General features: G+C 71.0%; 18 protein-coding genes. 12 read left to right on the plus strand and 6 right to left on the minus strand.

The features are described from left to right. Position 1: 1 nt before the first annotated feature. From ACXYMW_RS02830 to ACXYMW_RS02840, 3 genes are read left to right on the plus strand one after another with little or no spacing between them, the layout of a single operon-like run. Positions 2-1306, plus strand: coding sequence for a TRAP transporter large permease (locus ACXYMW_RS02830; protein ID WP_459033773.1), 1305 nt, complete (start codon positions 2-4; stop codon positions 1304-1306). Beyond that, positions 1303-2013: an RraA family protein gene (locus tag ACXYMW_RS02835; protein WP_459033774.1), complete on the plus strand. Its 711-nt coding sequence runs from the start codon at positions 1303-1305 to the stop codon at positions 2011-2013. The genes ACXYMW_RS02830 and ACXYMW_RS02835 overlap by 4 nt, the downstream gene beginning before the upstream one ends. After that, positions 2010-3938: an aconitase family protein gene (locus ACXYMW_RS02840; protein ID WP_459033775.1), complete on the plus strand. Its 1929-nt coding sequence runs from the start codon at positions 2010-2012 to the stop codon at positions 3936-3938. The genes ACXYMW_RS02835 and ACXYMW_RS02840 overlap by 4 nt, the downstream gene beginning before the upstream one ends. Before the next feature lie 31 nt (positions 3939-3969). Here the strand turns inward: ACXYMW_RS02840 and ACXYMW_RS02845 are convergent, their stop codons facing one another. The 5 genes from ACXYMW_RS02845 to ACXYMW_RS02865 are packed head-to-tail and all read right to left on the minus strand — an operon-like array spanning position 3970 to position 8993. Next, on the minus strand, positions 3970-5247 hold the full coding sequence (locus tag ACXYMW_RS02845) for a TRAP transporter large permease (RefSeq protein WP_459033776.1): 1278 nt from the start codon (positions 5245-5247) through the stop codon (positions 3970-3972). Beyond that, positions 5244-5840, minus strand: a complete 597-nt coding sequence (locus ACXYMW_RS02850) for a TRAP transporter small permease (RefSeq protein WP_459033777.1) — start codon at positions 5838-5840, stop codon at positions 5244-5246. Before ACXYMW_RS02850 ends, ACXYMW_RS02845 begins: the two co-directional genes overlap by 4 nt. Beyond that, a complete protein-coding gene (gene dctP, locus ACXYMW_RS02855) occupies positions 5840-6829 on the minus strand; it encodes a TRAP transporter substrate-binding protein DctP (protein ID WP_459033778.1) in 990 nt (329 codons plus the stop codon). The genes ACXYMW_RS02850 and dctP overlap by 1 nt, the downstream gene beginning before the upstream one ends. A 41-nt stretch (positions 6830-6870) precedes the next feature. Beyond that, positions 6871-7812, minus strand: coding sequence for a beta/alpha barrel domain-containing protein (locus ACXYMW_RS02860; RefSeq protein WP_459033779.1), 942 nt, complete (start codon positions 7810-7812; stop codon positions 6871-6873). Further along, positions 7812-8993: a CaiB/BaiF CoA transferase family protein gene (locus tag ACXYMW_RS02865; RefSeq protein ID WP_459033780.1), complete on the minus strand. Its 1182-nt coding sequence runs from the start codon at positions 8991-8993 to the stop codon at positions 7812-7814. Before ACXYMW_RS02865 ends, ACXYMW_RS02860 begins: the two co-directional genes overlap by 1 nt. A 96-nt stretch (positions 8994-9089) precedes the next feature. On the opposite strand from ACXYMW_RS02865, the gene ACXYMW_RS02870 reads away from it, so the two are divergent. Further along, positions 9090-10016, plus strand: coding sequence for a LysR family transcriptional regulator (locus tag ACXYMW_RS02870; RefSeq protein ID WP_459033781.1), 927 nt, complete (start codon positions 9090-9092; stop codon positions 10014-10016). A gap of 391 nt (positions 10017-10407) precedes the next feature. Here the strand turns inward: ACXYMW_RS02870 and ACXYMW_RS02875 are convergent, their stop codons facing one another. Then, positions 10408-10803, minus strand: a complete 396-nt coding sequence (locus ACXYMW_RS02875) for a (R)-mandelonitrile lyase (RefSeq protein ID WP_459033782.1) — start codon at positions 10801-10803, stop codon at positions 10408-10410. A 258-nt stretch (positions 10804-11061) separates the two neighbouring features. On the opposite strand from ACXYMW_RS02875, the gene ACXYMW_RS02880 reads away from it, so the two are divergent. Genes ACXYMW_RS02880 through ACXYMW_RS02915 form a run of 8 tightly spaced genes read left to right on the plus strand, consistent with a single transcriptional unit; the run spans position 11062 to position 18243 of the window. Continuing rightward, the gene (locus ACXYMW_RS02880; RefSeq protein WP_459033783.1) at positions 11062-11817 is read left to right on the plus strand and encodes a FadR/GntR family transcriptional regulator; all 756 of its coding nucleotides are present in this window, start codon (positions 11062-11064) and stop codon (positions 11815-11817) included. Between the two features lie 50 nt (positions 11818-11867). After that, complete coding sequence (locus ACXYMW_RS02885) at positions 11868-12281, plus strand: enoyl-CoA hydratase-related protein (RefSeq protein WP_459033784.1); 414 nt, start codon at positions 11868-11870, stop codon at positions 12279-12281. A 22-nt stretch (positions 12282-12303) separates the two neighbouring features. After that, on the plus strand, positions 12304-13065 hold the full coding sequence (locus tag ACXYMW_RS02890; protein WP_459033785.1) for an SDR family NAD(P)-dependent oxidoreductase: 762 nt from the start codon (positions 12304-12306) through the stop codon (positions 13063-13065). Further along, positions 13062-14255 (plus strand): acyl-CoA dehydrogenase family protein, encoded by a 1194-nt coding sequence (locus ACXYMW_RS02895; RefSeq protein WP_459033786.1) that lies wholly within the window; start codon positions 13062-13064, stop codon positions 14253-14255. Before ACXYMW_RS02890 ends, ACXYMW_RS02895 begins: the two co-directional genes overlap by 4 nt. Next, a complete protein-coding gene (locus ACXYMW_RS02900; RefSeq protein ID WP_459033787.1) occupies positions 14252-15322 on the plus strand; it encodes a phosphotransferase in 1071 nt (356 codons plus the stop codon). The genes ACXYMW_RS02895 and ACXYMW_RS02900 overlap by 4 nt, the downstream gene beginning before the upstream one ends. Further along, positions 15319-16113 carry an enoyl-CoA hydratase/isomerase family protein gene (locus tag ACXYMW_RS02905; protein ID WP_459033788.1) on the plus strand — a complete coding sequence of 265 codons (795 nt, stop codon included), beginning with the start codon at positions 15319-15321 and terminating at the stop codon, positions 16111-16113. The genes ACXYMW_RS02900 and ACXYMW_RS02905 overlap by 4 nt, the downstream gene beginning before the upstream one ends. Then, positions 16106-17266 carry an acetyl-CoA C-acetyltransferase gene (locus ACXYMW_RS02910; protein ID WP_459033789.1) on the plus strand — a complete coding sequence of 387 codons (1161 nt, stop codon included), beginning with the start codon at positions 16106-16108 and terminating at the stop codon, positions 17264-17266. Before ACXYMW_RS02905 ends, ACXYMW_RS02910 begins: the two co-directional genes overlap by 8 nt. Further along, positions 17266-18243 carry an NAD(P)H-dependent flavin oxidoreductase gene (locus tag ACXYMW_RS02915; RefSeq protein ID WP_459033790.1) on the plus strand — a complete coding sequence of 326 codons (978 nt, stop codon included), beginning with the start codon at positions 17266-17268 and terminating at the stop codon, positions 18241-18243. Before ACXYMW_RS02910 ends, ACXYMW_RS02915 begins: the two co-directional genes overlap by 1 nt. The last annotated feature ends 124 nt before the right edge of the window (positions 18244-18367 follow it).

The following is an 18367-nucleotide window of genomic DNA, read 5'->3' on the forward strand; positions in this document are numbered from 1 at the left end:
CATGGAGCTCGCGCTTCTCGCCGCCGTGCTGATCGGCGTCATCGCCTTCTGCATCGTCATCGGCGTGCCGCTCGGCATCGCCATCGTCGCGGGCTCGATGGCGGCGATCTTCGTGCATGGCGGCGCCAACCCGGTGATCGCGCCGCAGCGGCTGTTCGCCGGCATGGACAAGTTCTCGCTCATGGCGATCCCGGCCTTCCTGCTGGCCGGCGCGCTGATGTCGCGCGGCGGCGTCTCGGACCGGCTGATCGACTTCGCCAATGCGCTGGTCGGGCGCTTCACCGGCGGGCTGGCGATCTCCAACGTGCTGTCCTCGGTGATGTTCGGCGGCATCTCGGGCTCCGCGGTGGCCGATACCTCGGCGATCGGCGGCACCTTCATCCCGGCGATGAGAAAGGCCGGCTACCCGGCGGCCTACTCGGTCGGCATCACCGCCGCGTCCTCGCCGATCTCGCCGCTGATCCCGCCCTCCATCGCCTGGATCATCTACGCCTACATCACCGACCAGTCGGTGCTCAGGATGTTCGTCGCCGGGGTGGTGCCGGGCGTGCTCTGGGTCGTGGCGCTGATGGCCGCGGCCTGGTTCGTGGCGCGGCGCAATCACTTCCCGGTGCAGGCGCCGGTGGGCCTGTCGGAGCTCTGGCGCAAGTTCGTCACCGCGCTGCCGGCCATCGCCATGCCCTTCCTGCTGCTCGCCGGGATCCTCTCGGCGCTGTTCACCGTGACCGAGGCCTCGGTGGTGCTGGTGGCCTACGCGCTGCTGGTCTCCGGGCTGGTCTACCGGGAGCTGACCTGGCGGGTGTTCTGGGACTCGGTGACCTCGGCCGCGATGCTGACCGCGGCGGTGATGCTGATCCTCGCCGGGGCCTCGCTCTTTGCCTGGATGCTGGCCTGGGTGCACGCGCCGGAAGCCTTCGGCGGCTGGATCCAGTCGTGGATCGCCTCGCCGCTGGCCTTCCTGCTGATGGTCAACGCGGTGCTGCTGGTCGTCGGCATGGTGATGGAGGTCAACGCCGCCAAGGTCATGCTGCTGCCGGTGCTCTTCCCGATCAGCCAGGAGCTGGGGGTCGACCCGATCCATTTCGGGGTGGTGGTGACGGTCAACCTCTGCATCGGGCTGGTGACGCCGCCCATCGGCATCGTGCTCGCCATCGCCAGCCAGATCGGCCAGATCTCCATCGCCGAGGGCACCCGCGGGGTGCTGCCCTTCGTGGTGGTGGCGCTGCTGGTGCTGGTGGCGCTGACTCTGCTGCCAGTGCTGTCGACCGGGCTGCCGGACCTGCTTCTGGGGGAGGTGCCGCGATGAGCCTAGCAGAGCGGTTCTGCGCGGTCGGCACCGCGGTGGTAAGCGACGTGCTCGACGAGGCCGGGTTCCCGGCCCAGACCCTCGATCCGCGGCTTGCCGCCATCGGGCCGGCGCGCGCCTTCTGCGGGCCCGCCATCTGCGTCCGGGCCGAGCGCCGGGTGGCGACGCGCAATGGCGCGGCCGCGGGCGCGCTCCGGCCGCTCTACGCCCTGCCGGGGCTGGCGGCGGCGGGGGGCGTGCTGGTGCTGGCCACCGGCGGCTTCCGCGGCGGCGCGGTGCTGGGCGGGCTTTTGGCCGACGAACTGGCCGGCATGGCGGTCGCCGGCTGCGTCACCGACGGTCTGGTGCGCGACCGCGCGGAGGTCGCGGCGGCGCTGCCGGTCCATGCCGCGGGCGCGATCCCGGCCAACGGCGCGCGGCGGGTGGAGATCGCGGCCTGGGATCTGCCGGTGGCGTTGCCGGGGCCGGAGGGCGACACTCTGCTGGTGACGCCCGGCGACATGGTGCTGGGCGATGGCGACGGCGCGGTGGTGATCCCGGCGGCGGTGACGCAGGAGGTGCTGGCGATGGCCGAGGAACTGGCCGCGCGCGAGGACGCGCTGACCCGGCGGGCGGCGGCGATGGGCGCCGAGGACCGGGCGCGGGCCCGGGCCGAGCGCCTGTCGCACGTGGTCTGGCTGCGCGACGCGAAGGAGATGGCGGAATGAAGTTTGACGGACGCATGCTGATCCTCGGCACCGCGCCAGGCGCGGTGGCCCGGCAGATCGCCGGGGAGGATCTCGGGCTTGCCGAGGCCGGAGCGCTGCGCGGCGACATCTCCACCGACGAGATCACGCCGCTGCCGGTGATCCTGAACTTCGATGCGCGGCTCGGGCAGTACGCCCATACCGGCACGACGTTCGGCGAGGAGCGCCCCATCGGAGAAGGCGCGCTCAAGGCCGACGGCTTCGCGGTCCTCGTCGGGGGCAAGCGCTACGGCAAGGGATCCTCGCGCGAGCATTCGCCGCTGGCGGAGAAGAGCGCCGGCATCCGCCTCGTCATCGCCGAGAGCTTCGAGCGCATCTACCGGCAGAACTGCGACAATCTCGGCCTCTTCACCTCGACCGATCTCGGCCTCGTCGCGCGCATCCGTGCCGGCGAGGAGATTTCCCTCGACGAGCTGGTGGCGGACCGCGACCCGCTGGCGCAGGCGGTTCTGCGCGCCGGCGGGCTCCTGGCCTACGGGCAGGACTACCTGCGCGACGCCAAGCCGCTGCAGCGGAGCCCCGAAGGCCCGCTGACGCTGGCGCAGAAGATCGTGGCGCGCTTCGCGCTCGACGTCGACGGGCTCGACTGGGACATGGCGCCCGGCACCGGCGGCTTCGTGCGGGCCGATTTCCGCTTCATCCACGAATATTACACCGGCATGGCGGCGCACATGCTGCACGAACGCTTCGGCCGGCCACTGCGCCTGCACGAGCCGGAAAAGATCATCCTGTTCGAGGACCACAATTCCTACGCCCACCGCTCGCCCACCCATGTCAACATGGGGCTCTTGCCGCAGGTCCGCGCGCTCAGCCAGGCGCATCGCGACTTCGCGAAGGCCTACGGGCTGAAGGATCACGGCTACCTCGTCGGCGAGGAGGGGTCGGAGGGCATCTCCCACGCCATGATGGCCGAGAGCTACGCGCTGCCCGGCCGCATCGTCGTCGGCACCGACAGCCACACGCCGCATTCGGGTGCCGTCGGCTGCTTTGCCTACGGGGTCGGCACCACCGACATGGCCAATGCCTTCATGACCGGGGCGATCCGGCTGACCATGGCCGATGGGCTGCTGGTCCGGCTCGAGGGCGCACAACCCGCCGGCGTCACCGCCAAGGACATCGTGCTGACCCTGCTGGCCACCGACGTCATCCGGGAGGGCGGCGGCCTCGGCAAGATCTTCGAATTCGCCGGCCCGGTGATCGACGCCATGTCCATCGACGAGCGCGCGACGCTGACCAACATGGTGGCCGAGCTCGGCGGGCTGACCGGCCTCTGCGGGCCCGACGCGGAAACGGTGCGCTTCCTCAAGGAGCGGCGCGGCATCGAGGTCGTGCTGGAGGACTGGATGCGCTCGGATCCGGGCGCGTCCTATGCCGCGACGATCACGCTCGACTGTTCGGCTATCGGTCCGATGCTGGCCCGGCCGGGCGATCCCGGCAACGGCGTGGCGCTCGCGGATCTGGACGAGGAGATCCGCCCCGACATCGCCTATGGCGGCTCCTGCACCGCCGGCAAGCGCGCCGATTTCGACCAGTATCACCGCGTCGCCAAATGGGCGCTGGAGCACGGAAGGCGGGTCGCGCCGGGGGTCACGCTCTACCTGCAATGCGGCACCGTGCAGGTGCGCGACTACTGCCGGGAGATGGGCTACCTGGAGACCTTCGAGGCCATCGGCGCGGAGCTTCTCGGCCCCGCCTGCGGCGCCTGCGGCCAGTGCGGGCCGGGCGTCTCGACGCGGCCCGAGCAGGTGACGATCTCGGCCATCAACCGCAACTTCCCCGGCCGCGGCGGGCCCGGCAAGACCTGGCTGGCGAGCCCGCCCACGGTGGTGGCGAGCGCCATCGCCGGGCGGGTCCTGTCCTTCGAGGACCTGATGGCGGGGGGCTGACCCCGCGCCCCGGACCGGGGCGCGGGCGCGGTCAGAACAGCTTCGAGGGCAGCCAGAGGGCGATCTGCGGCATCGCGATCAGGAGCCCCAGCATCCCCAGCATCAGCACCACGTAGGGCGCCGAGCCGGCGACGATGCGGGACATCGGCGCCCCGGTGATCGCCTTCAGCGTGAAGAGGTTCATCCCCACCGGCGGGGTGATCATCGCCATCTCGAGGTTCACCACCAAGAGCACGCCGTACCAGATCGGATCGATGCCCAGATGCATCATCGCCGGCAGGATCACCGGCGCGGTGATCAGGATGATCGCCACGGATTCCAGGAACATGCCGAGGATCAGGATCATCACCATCATCACCAGCACGAAGCCCAGCGTGCCGAGATCGGCGGCGACCAGCGTCTCCACCAGCTGTTGCGGGATGCGCATCTTGGTCAGGACGTGGCTGAAGACGGTGGCGCCGGCGAGGATCATGAACAGCATCCCCGACATCTTCGCGGCCTCGGCGGCCGAGTCCCAGACGTCGCGCCAGCCGATCGAGCGGTAGATGAAGGTGGTGATGGCGAGCGCCAGCCAGGCGCCGGCGGCGGCGGCCTCGGTGGCGGTGAAGATGCCGGCATACATGCCGCCCAGCACGAAGACCGGCATCAGCACCGCCCAGAAGGACTTGCGGATCGCCGCCAGCATCTCGGCGGGGCGTGCCATGCGCTCGCGCGTCATGGTGCCGGCGGTGGCGGTGCGGATCACCGCCCAGAGGATGAAGATGCCGGCCAGCATGGCGCCGGGGATCATGCCGGCCATGAACAGCCCGCCGATCGAGGTGTCGGTGGTCACGCCGTAAAGGATCATCGGCCCCGAAGGCGGGATCAGGATGCCCAGCGTGCCGCCGGCGGCGACCACGCCATAGGCCAGCCGCTCGTCGTAGCCGAAGCGCAGCATCTGCGGGATCGCCACCGCGCCGATGGTCATCGCGGTCGCCACCGAGGAGCCCGAGATCGCCGCGAAGACCGTGCAGGCGAGGATCGTCGCCACCGCCAGCCCGCCGGGCAGGTGCCGGGTGAAGGTGTAGGCGGCGTCGTAAAGGTCGTCGACCACCCGGCCGCGGATCATGACGTTGGCCATGAAGGCAAACAGCGGGATCGCCACCAGCAGGTAGCGGTTCACCTCGTGGAAGATGATGTCGGAGATCGAGCCGAAGCCGCCCTGGGTGATTAGCAGCAGCGCGCCGCCATAGAGGGTGAGGCCGGCGAAGATCGGCACCCCGGTGAAAAGCAGCACCAGCAGCGTGGCGAGAATGGCGATGATGATCACGGGCGGGCCTCGTCGGCTTGCGGGTCGGATGCGGGCAGGCGGCGCCAGAGCGCCAGCGTCTGGGCGACCTGCAGCGCCACCACCGGCAGGAGCAGCGCGCCGCCCACGGGCAGCAGCAGCTGCAGCATCCAGAGCGGCAGTTCGAGATAGCCCTCGGTCAGCAGCCGGATCATCCGCGAGAACATCGCGGTCTTCCAGCCGTTGAAAATCAAGAGCAGCGCCACCGCGGCCACGGCGGCAGAGCCCCAGAGCCGGATCGCCAGCGCGAGGCGGCCGCGCGCCGCCGAGGTTAGGATGTCGACCTCGATGTGGCCGCGGTCCATCAGCACCTTGGGCGCCGCCAGCATGGTGATCGCGGTGAGCGACAGCGCCACGATCTCGTCGCTCCAGACGATCGGCGCGTTCAGCAGGTAGCGCGCGGTGACGGAGAGGCCGAGCAGGCACAGATCCATCAGAACGAGCAGCACGGCCAGCCCGAAGGCTGCCCGTGCGATCAGGCCGACCGCGCGCTCGGCGAGGATGAGCCAGGCCGGGAAGGCGGCGCGCACCGCCTCCTCGGCGGCGGCGTCCGCGCGCGGGGTCGGCCCCGCCATCAGTTGGCGCCCAGAAGCTCGAGGAGCTTCTCGCCGTCGGCGCCGGTCTCGGCCACGAAGGCCTCGCGGACCGCCGGCTGCATCACGTCACGCAGCGCCGCGACCTGCTCGTCGGTCAGCACGCGGGCATCCATGCCGGCGCCGGTGAGGTCCTCGATGGCGGCCGGGTCGATGCTGTCGCGGGTGATGATCGATTCCTCGACGGCCTTGTCGGCGGCGCGCTGGATGCCGGCGCGCACGTCCTCGGGCAGGCCCTCCCACCAGGCCGGGTTCACCACGAGGTTGTCGAAGGCGAGGAACATCGGCGTCGCGGTGCCGAACTTCTGCACCTCGTAGAACTTGCGGCTGAAGGCGGCGGCGACGCCGGTCACGCCGGCATCGATCACGCCGGTCTGCAGCGCCTGGTAGGTCTCGGAGCCGGGCATGTTGACCGGCGTCGCGCCGAGCGCTTCCAGCCCCTCGTTGAAGAGCGGGGTGAGGCCGCGGATCTTGATGCCCTCGAAATCGGCGGGGGTCTCCAGCGGCGCGTTGGCGGAGGTGAAGATCAGGTCGTTGGTGTCGACGATCCAGCCGATGTTCTCGACGCCGACGGCGCGCATCTTCTCGTCGAGCATGGCCGAGGCCTCGGAGCCGATGAAGCTCTTCTGCGCCTCGGGAGAGGTCATCAGGTAGGGGATCAACGTCACTGCCATCTCGGGCACGGTGCCGCCCCATTGCAGGTTCAGGATGATCGCGGATTCGATCTCGCCCGAGGCCACGGCGGCGTGGTGCTGGGTCGGGCTGAAGAGCTGCGCGGCGCCGAAGATCTGCACGTCGACCTGGCCGTCGGTCTCGGCCTCGACGTCCTTCTCGAACTGCATCATGCGTTCGGCGGTGTGGTGCGTCGGCGGGAACTGGTGGCTCAGCCGCATGGTGTAGTCCTGCGCGACGGCCCCGCCGGCGACAAGCGCGAGCAGGGCGGCCCCGGACAGGGTGTTCAGAGTGGTCATATTCTCTCCTCCTTGAATTGACCGGATGTGTGTCGTGTTCGTCAGACGGGGTCCAGCACCCTCGGCAGGCCGGCCCGCGCCAGCGCGCCGTGCAGCGGCTCGTCCGGCAGGACGGTTTCCAGCACCGCGCGCGCCTCGTCCAGCCGGGCCACGTCGATGCCGGTCTCGAAGCCCATGGTCTCGCACAGGAAGGCCATGTCCTCGAAGACCGCGTTGCCGGTGGCGCCGGGGGCGAAGGGACAGCCGCCGAGGCCGCCAAGGCTGCCGTCGAGCACCCGGATGCCGTGGTCGAGCGCGGCGGCGCAATTGGCCAGCGCCAGCCCGCGGGTGTCGTGGAAATGCATCGCCACCGGCAGGGCGGGGTCGAGCGCGGCGCGCAATCCGTCGGCCAGATCCGCCACCTGCCGCGGGCCGCCGAAGCCCACCGTGTCGGCCAGCGCGATCACGTCGGCGCCGGCGCGGGCGCAGTCCTCGGCCAGGCGCAGCACCGCCGCCGGGTCCACCGCGCCCTCGAACGAGCAGCCGAAGGACATGGCGATGCCGGCGGTCAGCACCGGCGGCTTCGGGTGGGCGCGGCGCTGCGCGTCGATGCGGGCCAGCATCTCCACCGCCTCGGCGCGGCTGCGGTTGGTGTTGGCGCGGCTGTGGCTCTCGGTCGCCGAGAGCACGAAGATGATCTCGTCGACCTCGGTCTCCAGCGCATCGGCCACGCCGCGCTCGTTCAGCGTCAGCGCGGTGGAGAAGGCGCCGGGCAGGGCGGCGGTGGCCGCGATCATCTCGCGCAGGTCGGCGAATTGCGGGAAGCGCTTGGCCGGCAGGAAGGAGCCGAGCTCGAAATGCCGCACCCCCGCGGCGTGTTCGGCGCGGAGCCATGCGCGCTTCTGGTCGGTGTCGGGAAAGCCCTTGGTGAGCTGCAGCCCGTCGCGCAGGCCGACCTCGCGCAGCACCACGCGGTCCGCGGGGTAGAGGGTGCGGGCCTCCATCACGCGGCCTCCGCCCGGCGGCCCGACAGCGCCTCGATCTCCTCGGGCTCGAACCCCAGAGCGCCGAGGATGTCGGCATTGTCCTGCCCGATCTCCGGCACGTCGCCGCCGCCGGCGATCATCGCGCCGTCGATCTCGAAGGGCAGGCCGGGGGCGCGGAACGAGGTCTCGCCATAGGCCGAGGCGGCCAGTCCGCCGGGGCGCATGACATGCGCGTCCTCGTACATGTCGCAGGGCTTGGCGATGGGCGAGAAGGGCAGACCGGCGGCCTCGAACTCGGGCGCGAGGTCGCCGAAGCGGCGCTCTGCGATCTTCTCGGCGACCAGCGGGATGGTCCAGTCCCGCGCCTCGATCTGCTCCATCCGGGTCTGCAGCTTCGGGTCGTCGAGCAGCGCGTCGAGGCCCAAAAGGCGGCAGATCGTGGCCCATTGCCCCTCGGTCACGGCGCCGACGAAGATCTGCCGGCCGTCGCGGTCGGTGAAGATGTCGTAGACCGGCCAGGAGAAATCGCGCTCGGGCATCGGCGGCGGGTTCCTGCCCTCCAGTTCGAACTGCACCATGTGCTGGGCGACCAGCAGCAGACAGTTCTCGAAGAGACCCACGCGGATTTCGCGCCCGGTGCCGCTGTCGCGCCGCTCCAGGAGCGCCGCCACCACCGAGAAGGCGGCGAAGAGCCCGCCCATGATGTCGTTGGCCGAGGAGCCGACGCGCAGCGGGCGGCCCGTCGGCCCGGTCATGTAAGCGAGGCCGGTCATCATCTGCACCACCTCGTCGAGCGCGGTGCGGTTCTGATAGGGACCCGAGAGGAACCCCTTGCCGGCGGCGAAGATCAGTTTCGGGAACTTCGCCCGCAGCGTCGCGGCGTCGACGCCCGCCTTGACCAGCGCGCTGTCGCGGAAGTTCTCCACGAAGACGTCGGCGGTCTCGAGCAGGCGCAGCAGCGCGGCGCGGCCGGCTTCGGTCTTCACGTCGATGGTGACCGAGCGCTTGCCGCGGTTGAAGAGCGGGAACATCGGCTTGCCCATGCCGGTCAGGCTGCGGGTCTTGTCGCCTTGGGGCGGTTCGACCTTGATCACCTCGGCGCCGAGATAGCCCAGGAACATGCCGCAGGACGGGCCCATGATCATGTGGCTCATCTCGACCACGCGGATGCCCGCGAGGGGCCGGAACTCGTCTGTCATCTGCGTCTCCTCCGTTGCGCCCTGTCATAGCCGCCAAGGAGGCCGCGATAAATTATAACGATTGAGGGGATGATCTCGACAAAGTAGAGATCATCCATGGATCCGCGTCAGCTGCGCCTCTTCAACGCCCTCTATGAATCCGGCAGCATCACCGGCGCCGCCGATCTGGAGCGCTGCGCGCCTTCGGTGGTTGCCCATCACCTCGCCAATCTCGAGCACCGGCTCGGCGTGACGCTGTTCGACCGCTCGCGCCGCGGCGTGGTGCCGACCCCGGCGGGGCAGAAGTTCCACGACCACGCGGTGGCGATCCTGCGCGCCATCGCCAGCGCCGAGAGCGACATGCGCGACACTCCGGACCGGCTGACCGGGCGCATCGTGCTGGGGCTTGCCTTCTCGGCGGTCACCGCCTTCGGGGTGACCTTGATGCGGCGGGTGCTGGAGGAGCATCCCGGCCTGCAGGTGGAACTGGCCGAGAGCGTCTCGGGCGCCACCATCGACGGGCTGCTGGCAGCCGATACCGACCTCGCCGTGGCCTTCAACCCGCCCCGCGACAGCCGCCTGTCGCTGACCCCGCTGCTCGAGGAGGAGATGATCTGCATCGGCCGCCGCGACGTGATCGGCGAGCCGAAGGCGCCGATGACGCTGGACGATTTCCTGTCGCGGCGTTTCGTGCTGCCGCGGCGCGGTCCGCGCGGCCGGCCGATGGCCGACGACGTGGACGTGCAGAAGCGGCTGGAGCACCATGCCGGGCTGTTCTCGCAGAACGTCGCGGCGGCGGTCCTGTTCGTCAATGCCGGGCTCGGTCTGGGGCTCGGAACCCGGGCGAACCTGCGCTACGGCGCCTATGCCCCCGACGTCGTCGGCCGCCCGGTGGCCGATCGCACGATCACCAGGACGATGTATCTCTGCCTGCGCAACGACACCCCGGTGTCGCGCGCCATGGCCTATATGCGCGACGTGCTCACCGACAGCGTAACGGCGGAGGTTGCCGCCGGCCGCTGGCCCGGCCGCCTGCTGATCTGAGGCTGGGCGGCGGGCACGGGCTGGCCCCGGCGGCCCCATGACGACGCCCTTGTCGCCGTGCCCGCGGGCCTCTGGCCGAGATCGGCAGTCCCGCCCGGCTGCGATGCGCGGCGCCCCGCGGGCGACATGCCGCCCGCGGCAGGTCGGCAGCCGCATGGCGATCGCGGGGACCGCCCCGCCCCGCCGGGCTTTCAGGTGGCGACGATCCTGCCGCCGGCGCGGCATGTCATCCGGCCGGCACGACGCCGCAAGACGGAAAGCAGGGGACGGCTGCCGGACGCTGATCGGGCTGCCGGGAGACGCGCAGGACCTCGCGCAAGGAGGACACCGAACCCGACCGTCGCTGCCCGAACGGGCGCGGCGGCATGCGCTCCGTGCCGGTGTCCCCGGCTCAGCCGTTGTAGTCGGCGTCGGACACCTTCTCCAGCCAGGTCACCGGCGTGCCGTCGATGCTCTCCTGGATCGCGATGTGGCTCATCGCGGTGTCCGGCGCCGCGCCGTGCCAATGCCGGACCTCGGCCGGGAACACCACGACGTCGCCCTGGCGGACCTCCTCGACCGGGCCGCCCTCGCGCTGCACCCGGCCGCGGCCGAAGGTGATGAGGATGGTCTGGCCGGCCGGATGGGTGTGCCAGGCGGTGCGCGCCCCGGGCTCAAAGGTGACATGCACGCCGCCGGTCCGTCCCGGAGCGTCCATCTGGAACAGCGGGTCGATCCGCACGGTCCCGGTGAAATAGTCGGCGGGCCCGGCCTTGGAGGGCGTGCTGCCGGAGCGGGTGATCTTCATCGCCGGTATCCTTGTGCTGGGCCGCGCGGTCAGCCGCGCGGCATGATGCGACGGTAGTGTGGGCAGGGCGACCGGGCTGGCAAGAGATCAGTTCGGCGGAGGCCACCGCGTCGACCGCGATGTGGCCCGCCTTCGCCGCGGGCCGGGGCGGCGGCCCGCCGTCGCGACCTCCCCGGCACCTTGACAGGCGGCGTCGTATGCCGGATTGTCGGACAAATCGCAGCGAGTGCCGTCCGCGGCACCAGGAGCCCTCTTCTCGTGTCCGACTTCGACATCCAGCCCTTCAAGCCGCGCCCCGCCTACCAGGCGATCTTCTCCGAAATCCAGCGCTACATCATCTCCGGCAAGCTGAAGCCGGGCGATCCGCTACCGACCGAGACCGAGCTGGCGGAGCGCTTCGAGGTCAACCGCTCGACGGTGCGCGAGGGCATCCGCCAGCTCGAGACCGAGGGCCTGGTGGTGCGCGAGAGCCGCAAGCGGCTGGTGGTCTCGGTGCCGAGCTCGACCGACCTCGCGCCGCGCGTCACCCGCGCCATGGTGATGAACCACGTGACCTTCCAAGAGCTGGTCGACGTCGCCACGGCGCTCGAGCCGCTGGCGGCCGAGATGGCGGCACGGCAGGCCGCGCCCGCGCAGATCGCGGCGCTGGAGGCCAATGTCGCGGAGCTGGCCGAGGCGCTGGAGGACGGCGGCGACACGGTGGAGCTCGACCTGCGTTTCCACGCGCTGCTGGCGGAATGCGCCAACAACCGGGTGCTGCTGCTGTCGCGCGAACCGGTGAGCCTGCTGCTGTTCCGCTCCTTCGAGGTGATCCGGCCGCGCATCAAGCAGGCGCCGGGGCGCAACCTGGCGGCCCACCGCCACATCCTCGAGCAGGTGAAGGCCGGCGACGCCGCCGGCGCGCGGCGCTGGATGGAGCGGCACCTGAAGGATTTCGAGCGCGGCTGGGCGCTGGCCGGCAAGCGGCCGGATGCGCGCATCGACCCGGCGATCACCTACGCCGGCGATGCCTGAACGCGGCCGCGCCGCCGCCGCATCGCCATCGTCCCGAGGGAGGAGAGGACATGACCTGGACCGCGGACCGGTTTCCGCCGATGCGGGCGGAGGCCCATTTCGGCGACCGCGTCGTTTCGTGCTTTGCCGAACGGCCGGCCGATTTCCACGCCCTGTTCGCCGAGACCGCAGCCCGCGCCCCCGGGGCAGAGGCGCTGGTCGAGATCGGCCCCGGCAGCGGCGGGCGCCGGCTGAGCTGGGCCGAGGCGGTGCAGGCCACCGCCATGGAGGCGGCGCAGACCATCGCGGGCTACGCCCGGCAGACCGCGCGAATGGCGCGCGAGGCAGTGGCGCGGGCCGAGGACAGCCCGCTCTCCGAAGGGCTGCTGTTCGAGCGCCGCGCCTTCCAGGCGCTGTTCGCGCGGCCGGAGCGGGAAGAGGGCACGAACGCCTTCATGGCTAAGCGCAAACCGCAGTTTCACTGATTTTGGACTTGGGAGAAGTGACATGCAGGTGAACGGACAGGCGGCCATCGTAACCGGTGGCGCCTCGGGACTGGGGGGCGCCACGGTGGAGATGCTGGCCGCGGCCGGCGCCAAGGTGGCGATCTTCGATCTCAACGAGGAATCCGGCCGGGCGCTGGCCGACAAGGTCGACGGCGCCTTCCTGAAGGTCGATGTCACCGACGAAAGCGCGGTCCAGGCGGCGATTGCCGAGGCCGAGGGGCTTCACGGCAAGGCCCGCATCCTCGTCAACTGCGCCGGCATCGGGCCGCCGAAGAAGGTCGTCGACCGCGACGGCAACGCGATGGCTCTGGCCGAGTTCTCGAAGGTGATCAGCATCAACCTCGTCGGCACCTTCAACGTGCTGTCGAAGTTTGCCGCCGCGCTGCAGGCCGCCGAGCCCCTGGGCGAGGAGCGCGGGGTGATCGTCAACACCGCCTCGGTCGCGGCCTTCGATGGCCAGATCGGGCAGGCCGCCTATGCCGCCTCCAAGGGCGGCGTGGTCGGCCTGACGCTGCCCGTGGCGCGCGAGTTTGCCCGCCACGGCCTCCGGGTGATGACCATCGCGCCGGGCCTGTTCCTGACGCCGATGATGGCGACCCTGCCGCAGGAGGCGCAGGACAGCCTCGGCAAGCAGGTGCCGTTCCCGTCGCGGCTCGGCGACCCGTCGGAATACGCCCGCATGGTCGAGGCGATCATCGCAAACCCGATGCTGAACGGCGAGACGATCCGGCTGGACGGCGCGATCCGGATGGCTCCGAAATGAGTTTCCAGCTGACCCACGACGGGATGTCGCCCCGCGCGCTTGAAATCGCCGACCGTGTCGAGGCCTTCGTGCGCGGAACCGTGGTGCCCTACGAGGCCGACACGCGCCGCACCGCGCATGGCCCGACCGACGAGCTGGCGCTCGAGATGAAGGCCGCGGCGCGCGCCGCCGGGGTGCTGACGCCGCACATCCTCGACGGCGGCGACCACCTCAGCCACCGCGAGACCGCCTGCGTGCTGATCCGCTCCGGCCTGTCGCCGCTCGGGCCGGTGGCCTGCAACGTCGCCGCTCCGGACGAGGGCAACATGTACCTGCTGGGCCAGGTCGGGTCGGAGGCGCTGAAGCGCCGCTTCCTCGAGCCGATGGTGAAGGGCGAGATGCGCTCGGCCTTCTTCATGACCGAGCCGGCCGAGGATGGCGGCGCCGGCTCCGACCCGATGATGATGCAGACCACCTGCAGGCTCGACGGCAATCACTGGGTGATCAACGGGCGCAAGACCTACATCACCGGCGCCGAGGGCGCGGGGCTCGGCATCGTGATGGCGAAAAGCGAGGACGGCGCCTGCATGTTTCTCGTCGACCTGCCGGACCCGGCGATCCGCATCGAGCGGGTGATGGACACGCTCGACAGCTCGATGCCCGGCGGCCACGCGGTGATCTCCATCGACCACCTGCGGGTGCCGGCCGATCAGATGCTGGGCCAGAGCGGCGAGGGCTTCCGCTACGCCCAGGTGCGGCTGTCGCCGGCGCGGCTGACCCATTGCATGCGCTGGCTCGGCGCCTGCATCCGCGCCAACGAGATCGCCACCGATTACGCCAACCGCCGCCACGCCTTCGGCAAGCCGCTGGTCGACCACGAGGGCGTCGGCTTCATGCTGGCCGACAACCTGATCGACCTGAAACAGGCCGAGCTGATGGTCTACTGGTGCGCCGACGTGCTCGACACCGGGGCGCTCGGCACCGCCGAGAGCTCGATGGCCAAGGTCGCGGTCTCCGAGGCGCTGATGCGCGTCGCCGACCGCTGCGTGCAGGTCATGGGCGGGCAGGGCATCACCGCCGACACCGTGGTCGAGCAGGTGTTCCGCGAGATCCGCGCCTTCCGCATCTATGACGGCCCGACCGAGGTGCACAAATGGTCGCTGGCCAAGAAGATCAAGCGCGACTGGAAGACGGCGGCGGGGGCCGCATGAGCGATGCGCTGACCGCCGAGGCCAATGCCGGCGTGGTCCCGGTGCGCGCCGGCTACGGCTTCGACACGCGCGCATTGGAGCGCTGGATGCAGGCGCATGTGGCGGGCTTCCGGGGGCCGATCGAGGTCTTCCAGTTCAAGGGCGGGCAGTCCAACCCGACCTTCAAGCTGGTGGCGGCGAGCGGCGATTACGTGCTGCGCCGCAAGCCCGAGGGGCGGCTCGCCCGGGGCGCCCACGCGGTCGACCGGGAAGCCCGGGTGCTGAGCGCGCTCGCCACTCAGGGCTTTCCGGTGGCGCGGGTGCACGGGCTCTGCACCGATCCGGGCGTCATCGGCTCGGACTTCTTCGTCATGGACATGGTGGAGGGGCGGATCTTCTGGGATGCCGGGTTCCGCGAGGTCCCGGCGCCCGAGCGCGCCGCCTATTTCGCCGAGATGAACCGCGTGCTGGCAGAGCTTCACGGCATCGATGCCGAGGCCGCGGGCCTGGGCGATTACGGCCGCCGCGGCAATTACTTCGAGCGCCAAATCGCGCGCTGGACCAAGAGCTATCTCGCCGATGCCGATGCCGGCCGCGATGCCGGCATGGACCGGCTGATCGCCTGGCTGCCGGGCGCCATCCCCGAGGGCGACGAGAGCGCCATCGTCCATGGCGACTACCGCTGCGACAACCTGATCTTCCATCCCACCGAGCCGCGCATCCTCGCCGTGCTCGACTGGGAATTGTCGACGCTGGGCCACCCGCTGGCCGATTTCGCCTACCACGCGATGATGTACCGGATGCCGCCGGACATCGTCGCCGGCCTCGGCGATGTCGACCCGGAGGCTTTGTCGCTGCCCTCCGAGGCCGCCTACATCGCCGCCTATTGCGCGCGCACCGGGCGCGCCGGCATCCCGGATTACGACTTCTACGTCGCCTTCAACTTCTTCCGCATGGCGGCGATCTTCCACGGCATCAAGGGGCGGGTGGCGCGCGGGCAGGCGGCCTCGGAGCACGCGGCCGAGCGCGCCGCCGCCTTCCCGCGCCTGGTGCGCCTGGCCCTCGACGCGATGGAGACCTGCCGATGAGCCCGATCCTGCTGCAGCGTCACGGGCCCGAGGCCCGGATCACGCTGAACCGTCCCGAGGCCGGCAACGCGCTGACCCAGCCGATGGTCGAGGAACTGCTGGAGGCGGCGCTGGAGGTCGCGCATGACCCGGCGGTGCGGGTGGTGACGCTGACCGGGGCGGGGCGGATGTTCTGCGTCGGCGGCGATGTCGGCGATTTCGCCGCCAATTCGGACGGCATCGGCGCCTATCTCGCGCGGATCGCCGGCACCCTGCACCAGGCGCTGGCGCAGTTCGCGGCGATGGAGAAGCCGCTTTTGGTGCTGGTCAACGGCCCGGCGGCGGGGGCGGGAATGAGCCTCGCCATCGGCGGCGACATGGTGCTGGCGGCGCCCGAGGCGCATTTCACCGCCGCCTATGGCGGCATCGGCCTGACCCCGGATGGCGGCATGCCCTGGACCCTGCCGCGGCTGGTGGGCCTGCGCCGGGCGCAGGACATCGTGCTGTCGAACCGCCGCGTCGCCGCCGCCGAGGCCGAGGCCATCGGCCTCGTCACCCGCGTGACGGCGCCGGGCGCGCTGGCCGAGGAGGGCGCGGCGCTGGCGGAACGGCTCGCCGGGCAGGCGGTGGCGGCGATGGGCCGGGCGCGCTGGCTGATGGCCACCGGGACCACCGAGCCCTACGCCACCCAGCTCGACCGCGAGGTGCAGAGCATCGTCGCCGCCGGCAGCGGCCCCGAGGGGCGCGAGGGCGTGGCCGCCTTCAGCGCCCGGCGCAGACCCGATTTCCAGGGAGGGACCACCGATGGCTGAAGCCTATATCGTCGAGACCGCGCGCACCGCCGGCGGCCGCCGCGGCGGCGCGCTGGCGGGCTGGCACCCGGCCGACATGGGCGGCGCGGTGATCGACGCGCTGATCGCCCGCGCGGGGCTCGACGGCGCGGCGGTCGACGACGTCATCGTCGGCTGCGTGACCCAGGCCGGGGAGCAGGCCTTCGCCTTCGGGCGCAATTGCGTGCTGGCCTCCGGCCTGCCCGAGACGGTGCCGGCGGTGACCATCGACCGGCAATGCGGCAGCTCGCAGCAAGCGGTGCAGTTCGCCGCGCAGGCGGTGATGTCGGGCACCCAGGACGTGGTCATCGCCATGGGGGTCGAGAGCATGACCCGGGTGCCGATGTTCTCCAATGTCACGCTGCACGGCAAGGCCGGGCTCGGCGAGGGCCCGTTCTCGGAGCGCATCGGCCGGCGCTACGGCACCCGCGATTTCAGCCAGTTCAAGGGCGCCGAGATGATCGCCCGCAAGCATGGCTTCGACCGCGAGACGCTGGACCGCTTCGCACTGGAGAGCCACCGCCGGGCCGAGGCTGCGACCCGGGCCGGCGCCTTCGACCGCGAGATCGTGCCGCTGGCGGTCGAAGGCGGGCAACACATCCGCGACGAGGGCATCCGCGCCGACGCCTCGCTGGAGGGCATCGGCGCGGTGAAGTTACTGGAAGAGGGCGGCATGATCTCGGCCGCCAATGCCAGCCAGATCTGCGACGGCGCGGCCGGCGTGCTGGTGGTCTCGGAAGCGGCGCTGAAGCGCCACAACCTGACCCCGGTGGCGCGCATCGTCAATCTGACTGTGACCGCCGGCGACCCGGTGATCATGCTGGAAGAGCCGATCCCGGCGACCAAGAAGGCGCTGGAGCGCGCCGGCCTGTCGATCGGCGACATCGACCTCTTCGAGGTCAACGAGGCCTTCGCGCCGATCCCGCTGGCCTGGTTGAAGGAGACCGGGGCCGATCCTGCGCGGCTCAACGTCAACGGCGGCGCCATCGCGCTCGGCCACCCGCTGGGCGCCTCGGGGGCCAAGCTGATGACCACGCTGGTGCATGCGCTGAAGGCCCGCGGCAAGCGCTACGGGCTGCAGACCATGTGCGAGGGCGGCGGCATCGCCAATGTCACCATCCTGGAAGCGGTGTGATGGCGCTCCGGACGAAGATCACCGAGCTGCTGGGCATCGAGCACCCGGTGGTGCAGGGCGGCATGATGTGGGTCGGCACCGCCGAGACGGCGGCGGCGGTCTCCAATGCCGGCGGGCTTGGCATCCTGACCGCGCTGACCCAGCCCACGCCCGAGGCGCTCTCGGCCGAGATCGAACGCTGCCGGGCGATGACCGACAAGCCCTTCGGCGTGAACCTGACGGTGCTGCCCTCGGTCAACCCGCCGCCCTATGCCGCCTATCGCCGGGCGATCATCGAAGCCGGCATCAAGATCGTCGAGACCGCCGGCGGCCGGCCGCAGGAGCATGTCGAGGAGTTCAAGGCCCACGGCATCACCGTGCTGCACAAATGCACCTCGGTGCGGCACGCGCTCTCGGCCGAGCGCATGGGGGTCGACGTAATTTCCATCGACGGATTCGAATGCGCCGGCCATCCGGGCGAGGACGACGTGCCCGGGCTGGTGCTGATCCCGGCCGCGGCCGACCGGGTGAGTGTGCCGATGCTGGCCTCCGGCGGCTTCGGCGACGGCCGCGGGCTGGCGGCGGCTTTGGCGCTCGGCGCCGAGGGCATCAACATGGGCACCCGGTTCTGCGCCACCGTCGAGGCGCCGATCCACACGGCGGTGAAGGACTTCCTCGTCGCGAACGGCGAGCGCGACACCAACCTGATCTTCCGCGGCTTCCGGAACACCGGCCGGGTGGCGAAGAACGCGGTTTCGGATCTGGTGGTGGAGATCGGCGCGCGCCCCGGCGCCGCGTTCGAGGACGTGCAGCCCTACGTCTCCGGTGCCAAGGGGCGCGAGGCGCTGATGACCGGCGATCTCGAGGCCGGGCTGGTCTGGGCCGGGCAGGTGCAGGGGCTGATCTCCGACATCCCGACCTGCGAAGCACTGGTCACGCGCATCGTCGCCGAGGCCGAGGCGATCATCCGCGGCAGGCTTGCCGGCCTGTTGCACTGAGCGGAGCGCGGGCGGGGCGGCCTTTCCCCGGAGGGACGGCCCCCATCCGATCGCCGCGGAAATGCGCCCGGATCTCCGGGCCCGCGGCATGCGATGGCGGGATCGGGGCCGTCTTCGCGCGGCC

It is taken from the genome of Roseivivax sp. CAU 1761, from assembly GCF_054482755.1.